Source organism: Marinobacterium iners DSM 11526, assembly GCF_900107855.1.
Classification (GTDB): Bacteria; Pseudomonadota; Gammaproteobacteria; order Pseudomonadales; family Balneatricaceae; genus Marinobacterium; species Marinobacterium iners.
Genome location: NZ_FNRJ01000034.1, coordinates 1 through 8,796, shown reverse-complemented (window position 1 = coordinate 8,796; position 8,796 = coordinate 1). Strand labels below are relative to the sequence as shown.

9 protein-coding genes and 1 pseudogene are annotated in these 8,796 nt (G+C 56.3%); 1 reads left to right on the top strand and 9 read right to left on the bottom strand.

Translation table 11 applies throughout. The features are described from left to right. The 9 genes and pseudogenes from BLV48_RS18365 to benA all read right to left on the bottom strand — a co-directional run. Nucleotides 1-345, bottom strand: a pseudogene (locus BLV48_RS18365) (acetaldehyde dehydrogenase (acetylating)); the annotation flags it as partial. Between the two features lie 29 nt (nt 346-374). Continuing rightward, on the bottom strand, nt 375-1,160 hold the full coding sequence (gene dmpE, locus BLV48_RS18360; protein WP_091828232.1) for a 2-oxopent-4-enoate hydratase: 786 nt from the start codon (nt 1,158-1,160) through the stop codon (nt 375-377). Nucleotides 1,161-1,170: 10 nt separating this feature from the next. Next, entirely contained in the window at nt 1,171-2,631 is a 1,461-nt protein-coding gene (locus tag BLV48_RS18355) for a 2-hydroxymuconic semialdehyde dehydrogenase (RefSeq protein ID WP_091828231.1), read from the bottom strand. A 181-nt stretch (nt 2,632-2,812) separates the two neighbouring features. Next, nucleotides 2,813-4,009, bottom strand: a complete 1,197-nt coding sequence (locus tag BLV48_RS18350) for a benzoate/H(+) symporter BenE family transporter (protein WP_091828230.1) — start codon at nt 4,007-4,009, stop codon at nt 2,813-2,815. Further along, on the bottom strand, nt 4,009-4,413 hold the full coding sequence (locus BLV48_RS18345) for a RidA family protein (protein ID WP_091828229.1): 405 nt from the start codon (nt 4,411-4,413) through the stop codon (nt 4,009-4,011). The genes BLV48_RS18350 and BLV48_RS18345 overlap by 1 nt, the downstream gene beginning before the upstream one ends. A gap of 65 nt (nt 4,414-4,478) precedes the next feature. Then, nucleotides 4,479-5,264: a 1,6-dihydroxycyclohexa-2,4-diene-1-carboxylate dehydrogenase gene (locus tag BLV48_RS18340; RefSeq protein WP_091828228.1), complete on the bottom strand. Its 786-nt coding sequence runs from the start codon at nt 5,262-5,264 to the stop codon at nt 4,479-4,481. Nucleotides 5,265-5,274: 10 nt separating this feature from the next. Next, nucleotides 5,275-6,288 (bottom strand): benzoate 1,2-dioxygenase electron transfer component BenC, encoded by a 1,014-nt coding sequence (gene benC, locus BLV48_RS18335; protein WP_091828227.1) that lies wholly within the window; start codon nt 6,286-6,288, stop codon nt 5,275-5,277. Nucleotides 6,289-6,359: 71 nt separating this feature from the next. Then, nucleotides 6,360-6,854, bottom strand: a complete 495-nt coding sequence (locus tag BLV48_RS18330) for an aromatic-ring-hydroxylating dioxygenase subunit beta (RefSeq protein WP_091828226.1) — start codon at nt 6,852-6,854, stop codon at nt 6,360-6,362. A 3-nt stretch (nt 6,855-6,857) separates the two neighbouring features. Continuing rightward, nucleotides 6,858-8,198, bottom strand: coding sequence for a benzoate 1,2-dioxygenase large subunit (gene benA / locus BLV48_RS18325; protein ID WP_091828225.1), 1,341 nt, complete (start codon nt 8,196-8,198; stop codon nt 6,858-6,860). Between the two features lie 340 nt (nt 8,199-8,538). Between benA and BLV48_RS18320 the strand changes: the two genes are divergently transcribed. Beyond that, nucleotides 8,539-8,796: leucine zipper domain-containing protein (locus tag BLV48_RS18320; protein ID WP_139253980.1), on the top strand; the 258-nt coding region annotated here is incomplete at its 3' end.

Sequence of the window (8,796 nt, the reverse complement as noted above, 5' to 3'; positions counted from 1 at the left end):
CAGATTGACCGGCGGGATGCAGAACGGGCCGATGGCGGCGGGGGTCAGGTCAACCATGATCACGCCCAGTTCGTTCAGCTTGCGGCTGTTCTCGGCATGGACATAGGCCGAGGTGGCGTCGAAGGCGACACGGATATCGTCTTCAATGATGTGCGGCAGGATACCGTCCACGCCGGTGGCGCAGGTTTTGATGCCCATTTCAGCAGCGCGCTTGAGGCCTTCAGACTCAGGGTCGATGCCCACCATCCAGACCGGCTCGATCCACTCGGAGCGCTGCATTTTCATCAGCAGGTCGGTGCCGATGTTACCGGGGCCAATGATGACCGCTTTGAGTTTTTTGCTCATGTTTTTATTCCTGTAATCAACGGGACCGATCAGATGAAACGGACAGACGCACTGCCAATGCCACCGATGCTGACACTCATGAAATCACCGGCCTTAACCGGCTCAAGCGGAACCAGGGAGCCGGACAGGATCACTTCACCGGCCTTCAATGGAATGCCGAACTGACCCAGTGTATTGGCCAGCCAGGTCACGCAGTTCACCGGGCTACCCAGTGCTGCGGCACCGGCGCCAGTGCTGATGATGGAACCGTTTTTCTCAACCACCATGCCGCAGGTGGCCAGATCGACCTTACGCGGATCAACCGCACGATCACCCAGTACAAACAGACCACAGGAGGCGTTGTCCGCCACGGTATCCTGAATCTTGATCTCCCAGTTCTCGACACGGGAGTCCACCACCTCAAAGCAGGGAATAACGCAGTCGGTGGCCGCCAGAACATCGGCGTTTGTGATGCCGGGGCCCATCAGATCCTTTTTCAGGATAAAGGCGATCTCACCTTCGGCCTTGGGCTGCATCAAGCGCTCGGAGATCGGCATCTCTTCACCCTGGCTGAAGGCCATGGCATCTGTCAGATAACCAAAATCCGGCTGGCCCACCTTGAGCATGTTCTGCACCGCCTTGGAGGTCAGACCGATTTTCTTGCCGATCACACGCTCGCCGGCTTCGATGCGACGTTCCAGCATGCGCAGGGAAATGTGGTAGGCGTCATCAATGGTGATATCGCTGAAGCGTTCAGTCAGCGGGCGTACCGGCTTGCGGTCGACCATTGCCTGGTAAAGCTCGTCGCCGCAGGCTTGAATCTGTTGCTTATCCATTGTCTATCCCTTACAGCTTGATGCAGATGTTTTTGGTTTCGGTATAGAACTCCAATCCGTGTACGCCGCCTTCACGACCAATACCGGATTGCTTGGCGCCACCGAAGGAGGTACGCAGATCTCGCAGGAACCAGGAGTTAACCCAGGCCAGACCCACTTCCATCTGCTCGGCTACACGTACGGCACGGGCAGAGTTTTCAGTCCAAATGGCGCATGCCAGTCCGTACTCGGTATCGTTGGCCAGCTCGATCGCTTCCTCTTCCGTATCGAAGGGACGGATATGGCAGCAAGGGCCAAAGATCTCTTCACGCACCACTCGGGCATCATCAGACAGGCCGGTCCAGATGGTCGGCTCGATCCATGCTCCACCGTTCAGCTCTTCACCCATGTCCGGGATGCCACCGCCAATTTCGACCGTTGCACCCTCTTCACGAGCCAAATCGTAGTAATACTTGACCTTGTCACGGTGCTCCAGACTGACCAGCGGGCCGAAGTTGGCAGCAGGATCTTCCGGACGGCCCAGCTTCAGCTTGGCCACCTCTTCCTTCATGCGCGACAGGAACTTGTCGAAAATGGAGCGCTCAACGTAGACACGTTCGGTACCCAGACACACCTGACCGCAGTTGACGAAAGCCGAGCGCATGGTGCCCTCAACCGCCTTCTCAATATCGCAGTCTGCAAACACCAGGCCGGGGTTCTTGCCGCCACATTCCATGGAAATATTGCGCAGGCCAACGGAAGCGGCACGCATGATCGCCTCGCCGGTACGGGTTTCACCGGTGAAGGTGATCGCATTAACCAACGGATGTGTGGTCAGGAATTCACCGGCCGAGTTGGGGCCGAAACCGTGCACCACGTTGAATACACCCGGCGGTACGCCGCACTCATTCATCACTTCACCCAGCAGGGTGGTAGTGGCCGGCGTTTCTTCAGACGGCTTGACCACAACGGTGTTACCACAGGCCAGTGCCGGACCAACCTTGAAGGTCATCAACAGCAGCGGCAGGTTCCATGGCGAGATAACCGCGATGACGCCCTTGGGTGTACGATGACCCACGTTCAGCGCGCCCTGCCCATCTGGCGTATCCATGCGGAACGCTTCAGTCGGATGGTTGGCGAGGGTTTCGGAGAACGCCTTGAAATTGGCGGCACCACGAGGAATATCGATATGACTGGCAATATGGCGCGGCTTGCCGGTATCCAGACACTCGGCTGCCAGAAACTCTTCAAAACGCTCGTTGATGCGATCGGCAACCTTGTTCAGCAGCGTGGTACGCTGGGCCTGAGTCAGCTTGCTCCAGGGGCCTTTCAGCGCGGCCTTGGCGGCGCGTACCGCAGCATCGACTTCAGCTTCACCCGCTTCATGGACCATACCGATCAGGCTGTTGTCCACCGGGCAACGGTTCTCGAAGGTCTTGCCGCTGGCTGAGGCGACATACTCACCGTTGATAAAGTGTTTGAACTCTTTCATGGCTCACCTTGTTTGTTACGACCGGGTTGATCAGGTCGCGGACTTTTATGGTCGGATTACACAGTCACCGTCTGTACTGAAGACGGTGCATTAGAGTGAAATCCAGTATAGCGTTGCAAAAACGGGATAAAACACCCAAAACCGAGCACTTGTGATCCCGCACATGGGATCAGATCGCTGCTCAGCGCTGACTTACCGCTTCTTCCAGTCGTGCCTGTCGCGCCCTTAACACTCCCTGCAGGACATATACCGCCGATCCAAGCACCACCCCCCAGAACGCTGAACCAATTCCGAATATACTGACACCCGACGCAGTCGCCATGAAAGTGATGAGTGAGGCATCCAGATGCGCCTTGTCTTCCAGCGCGGCAGTCAAACTGTTGCTGATGGCGCCCAGCAGTGCAAGGCCGGCAATGATTGCGATCATTTCGCCGGGGAAGCTGGTAAAGAACAGCACGATGCTGCCGGCCAGAATGCCGCCGATGAGGTAGAACACGCCGTTGGCGACACCGGCCCAATAGCGTTTGTCCGGATTTTCATGCGCATCGGGGCTAGTACAGATCGAGGCGGTGATGGCGGCAATCACCGTGGTAATGCCACCAAAGAACGCGGTCGGTATCGACACCAGTGACAGCATCGACACTATGGGTCTGGACGCGAAGCTATAACCCGATGCCTTGAGGATGGTAAAGCCCGGCAAAAACTGACCCGTCAGGCTGACAATGACCAGCGGCAACGCCAACCCCAGAGTGGAACTCCAGCTCCATGCAGGCATAATCAACATCGGGCTGGCCAGTCGCCATTCCAGCTGGCTCAGATTGGCATCCAGTGCGGTGACGGACAACACCACACCCAGTACTACCATCAGTACCAGAAAATAGGCGCGGCTTAGGAACTTGAACAGCACAAAGCCGAAGATCATCACACTGGTCACCAATGGCACGGAATCCAGCGCTCTAAAAGCCCCCAAACCAAAGTCGAACAGGATACCCGCCATCATGGCGGCAGCAACCCCTTTCGGGATTATCTGTACCACCTTGTCGAACAACCCGGTAATGCCGATCAGAAAGATGATCACGGCAGCGGTGATATAGGCCGCGACCGCTTCGTTGATAGACAACTCTGGAAAGAGCGTCACCAACAGTACCGTGCCCGGAGCCGACCAAGCGGTGATCACCGGGATTTTAAACCACAGGCTGAGTGCAATCCCGGTGACGGCCGCGCCGATGGAGATGGCCCAAACCCAGGAGGTCATCATCTCTACCGAAATGCCGGCATTTTGTGCCGCCTGAAAAAAGATCGCCAGTGGCCCTGAGTAGGACACCAGCACGGCCATCAGGCCCGCAATAATGGTCGAGATGGAAAGGTCCTTCAGCATCACTCATTCCCCCTCTCGATGACGGCGACCGCTTTCACCTCCAGAAAATAGCCCGGCGCACCGCACAGGGAGGCTGCACCGATCGCGGTCCAAGCCGGATAGCAGCCTTTCATGTAGCGGTTGCGCACTTCCATATACAGCGGCAGGTCACGCATGTCGGTATGGTAACTGGTGATTTCCACAACGTCCTCGAAACGGGCGCCCGCCGTTTCAAGTATCCGCTGCATGTTTTCGAACACCTGCACAAACTGTGCTTCCTTGTCAGCGACCAGTTCACGCTGATCGTTGCGGCCGATCTGACCGGCGATATAGAGCGTGTCATTGACCAGCACCGCCGGGGCGTAGCCGATCTCGTCACGGATGAATTCCATTCCTTCAGGCACGATTATTGTTTTTGTTGCCATCATGTTTCTCCTCAGCATAAAACGGAAAAGCAGGGCCGTAGCCCTGCTTGGTTTGGATAAAAAGGTCAGCCCTGATCGCCACCACCCACCGGCAATATGGTACCGGTGATATAGGAGGCCTCGTCCGAGGCCAGAAAGAGTATGGCATTGGCCTGCTCTTCCGGGACGCTGTAGCGTTTCATGAAGGTCGAGTCGATGGTCTGGTCGACAATCGTCTGGTACCAGTCCTTCTCCTGCTGATTCATGGTGTCATTATTGCGCGGAATGCGTCGCTCACCCACATCGGTTCCACCCGGCGCCACCGCATTGACCCGGATACCGTGCCTGGCATTCTCAAACGCCATGCAAACGGTCATCGCATTCACACCGCCCTTGGCCGCAGCGTAGGGCACACGGTTAAGGCCTCGGGTTGCGATGGAGGACACGTTGACAATCACGCCGCCCTGCTGTTTCTGCATCTGTGCCAGCACGGCGTGACAGCACCAGAGCGTCGGGAACAGAGAACGGCGAATCTCGGCTTCGATCTGTTCTTCTTCGTAGGCTTCATAGGGTTTTGCCCAGATGGTACCACCCACGTTGTTGACCAGAATATCGATGCGACCGAAATGGCTCACAGCCGCATCCACCGCCTTGCAGGCCCCTGCATACTGCTCCAGATCCGCATTGATGATCTGGGCATCAACGGCACCGGCGGCCAGCGCTTCTTCGGCCACTTCTTTAACAATCTCGGAGCGGTCTACCAGCAGCAGGCTGGCTTTTTCGGCGGCCATCTGCAGGGCAACGGCACGACCAATTCCCTGGGCCGCGCCGGTGACAACAACCACCTTGTTTTCGAAACGTTCAGCTCTCATGGAATCGTCCTTACTTGCTGGCTGCAAACTTTTCATAATGGAAGCTGGCCGGCTGAATGCCCTTTTCCTGCATATGGCTGTTCACTGCTTCTACCATCGGCGGCGGACCACAGAGGTAGATATCCACATCGCCGTCATGCAGATGACCGGGTTCCATGTGGTTGGTGACATAACCTTTCTGCGGCCAGCTGCTCTCTTCAGAGGCGACGCAGGCACTGAAGGTGAAATTGTCGATGGCCGCTGCAAAGGCTTCCAGCTTGTCCATTTCCACCAGATCGGTGTCGTGGGTGACGCCGTAGATCAGATGGATCGGGTACGAGCTACCGACCTGCTGAATCTTCTCCAGCATTGCCAGGAAGGGTGCCAGACCGGTACCGCCGGCCAACATCAACACCGGACGCTTGATATCGCGCAGGTAAAAACTGCCGAAAGGACCGCGCAGAGTGATGCTGTCGCCGACACTGGCTTTTTCGGCCATATAGGTGCTCATCAAACCTTCAGGTACAACACGGATAAGGAAAGAGACCGATTCGTCAGACTGGTTAACCATGGAACTGAAGGAGTAGGCACGGGACTGATCGGTCCCCGGCACCTGTACGTTGACGTACTGCCCCGGCAGGAAGTGCATGGCACGCACCTGATCACCGGCGACGGTGAATGACAGGGTGGAATCAGACAGACGGTTGATATCGGTGAGCTTGGCATGCACATCCGCCTGCTGACTGCGCACACAAACTTCAGACGAGGCCGGCACGGTAACCACACAATCCGATTCCGGAATCATGCAACAGGTCAGCACGTACTGTTGCTCCGCTTCCTGATCGGACAGCGCATCCTCGATATAGCCATCCATCTCATAGCTGCCCGATTCGCAGTGACATTTGCAGGTACCACAGGCACCGTCACGGCAATCGAGCGGGATATTGAGCCCGGAACGATAAGCGGCATCGGCCACCGTTTCCATCGGCAAGGTCGTAATGAAGCGGGTTACACCGTCTTCAAAGTTGAGCGCTACTTTATACATTGTGTGCTACCTCGGTCCCCTTCAGGGGTGTCGATAACACCCCGAGGGACACTTGTTATGTTGGGCCGGGATCAGAGGTGATAGATATCCACAACGTGGTGGATATAGTCGTTCTTCAGCACGACTTTCTTGCGTTTGATTTTCAGCTTGCCGTCTTCGTCACGGATCAGAGTGACAAACGCGGTACCGAAATAGGTATCCACGGCGTTGTAGCGCACGCTATTGGTCATCCAGCTGTAGCGCACTTCGGCGTCATTATCCGATGCGGCGGACACTTCCAGATTGCTCAGCATGTGCTGGGTGCGTGGCTCCGGCAGCGAACTGGCACTGGAGCGGTCGGTACGAATGCGGAAAACACGGTCTTCCAGACCATCACGACGGGCATAGTAGATCAGAGAGATTTCGGACTGCGGGTCTTCGGTCAATTCACCGTCCACATCCCAGCTCGGCACCCAGAACTCGGCACCCTTGTCGTAGTGCTCCAGCCAGTTGTCATAGTCCTTGTCATCCAGCGCACGCTGTTCAGAGTGCAGGAAATCACGAATTTCGTCGTAGCTGATAGTCATGGCTTACTCCCCCTTTTCCTTGCGTGCCGCTTCGGCCAGCACTTTCTGCCAGTAGTGATGCTGAACGATGTAGAGACCTTCGTCCTCGACCTTCTCGCCGCTCATCACCGGATGCACATCGATCTTCTTCGCACCTTCATCCTGACCGTCAATCCAGTGCTCGGCACCACGGCACATGTCGTTCCAGGGCAGGTTCATGCCCTTGAAGCCTTCCTGACAGGCGCGGAACTCTTCCAAATCGTCCGGAGTTGCCATGCCTGAGGCGTTGAAGAAGTCTTCGTACTGACGGATACGATGCGCACGCGCTTCGGCACTCTCGCCCTTGGGTGCGATGCAATAGATGGTGACTTCGGTCTTGTCGACGGAGATCGGACGGAAGTGACGGATCTGCGAGCTAAACTGGTCCATCAGGAATACGTTCGGGTACAGGCAGAGGTTGCGCAGGTTGCCGATCATCCAGTCAGCACGATCAGCGCCGAACTTCTCTACCAACTCGTCACGACGCTCATACAGCGGACGGTCCTGCGGGTTGGGCCAGTTCATCCACAGCAGAATGTGGCCATGTTCAAAGGCGTAGAACCCGCCCTTTTGCTTGTTCCAGGTGGAGGCATCCATCGCCTTGACGTCATCAGCGGACATGCCGGCCTTGCGGCGCGCCGTGGTGGCAACGTAGTTCCAGTGCGTAGCGGAGACGTGGTAACCGTCGGCACCGTTCTCAGCCTGCAACTTCCAGTTACCGTCGTAGATATAGGTGGAAGAGCCACGCACCACTTCCAGGCCTTCCGGTGACTGGTCAACGATCATATCGACGATCTTGGCAGCTTCACCCAGATGCTCGGTCAGTGGTTTGACGTCGTCATTGAGTGACCCGAACAGGAAACCGCGATAGTTTTCCATGCGGACCTTTTTCAGGTTATGTGAGCCTTCGCAGTTGAATGAATCCGGGTAACCCGCATCGTTGGGATCCTTGACCTTGACCAGCTTGCCGGAATTATTGAAACTCCAGCCATGGAACGGGCAGGTGAAGACAGCCTTGTTGTCCTTCTTCTTGCGGCAGAGCACAGCGCCACGGTGACTGCAAGCGTTGATGAAGCAGTTCAGCTCGCCATCCTTGTTGCGGGTTATGACCACTGGCTGACGGCCGATATAGGTGGTGAAGTAGTCATTCGGGTTGGCAACCTGGCTTTCGTGCGCCAGATAGATCCAGTTGCCTTCGAAGATGTGTTTCATCTCCAGTTCGAACAGCTCGGGATCGGTGAACATGTCGCGACGACCGCGATACAGGCCTTTTTCTTTATCGACCTCCATCATGCCGCCCACTTTTGCTATCAGATTGTCTTGCATGGCGATGCCCTCCTTATTGTTTGTCTCAGATTAGAGGGCGGTGCCAGTGGTCACTATCCAGCCAGTGCCATTCTTTATCCCATATTTGCAGAGGGTGTATACATGAATCCGGGGGGATCGCGGATATCGGCTCGAACAGGAGCAAAACCGTGTTGATATGCACAAAGACTGACCGCTAAGCGCCAGGCCAGTGCGCAGCCACCCGTGCTCAATGACGAAAGGGCTGCCGTGTTGCCAAATGGAAAATGAGCAGGCTAGATGTGGGTGCTAAGGAGGTTGTTCACGCCGGTTAAGTTCGAGATGCTGGTTATCGCCAAACAAACAGCACAGAACAACCGACATGAACAACCCCCATAAGAATGCACGAACCACGCCCCATATTCGAGCCCTGATCGTTGATCGCGCCATACGTCAGCAACAATCCATCAAAGATATCGCCCACACGTTCGGCATCAGTAGGCGCACGGTGTATAAGTGGCTTGCTCGCTATCGAGAGGCTGGTGACGCTGGTCTTGAGTCAGCATCCAGCCGCCCCCACGCCTCACCGAGGCAGATGCCGAAACAGTGGGTTGAGCTGATTCAGAAGATGCGCCTGACA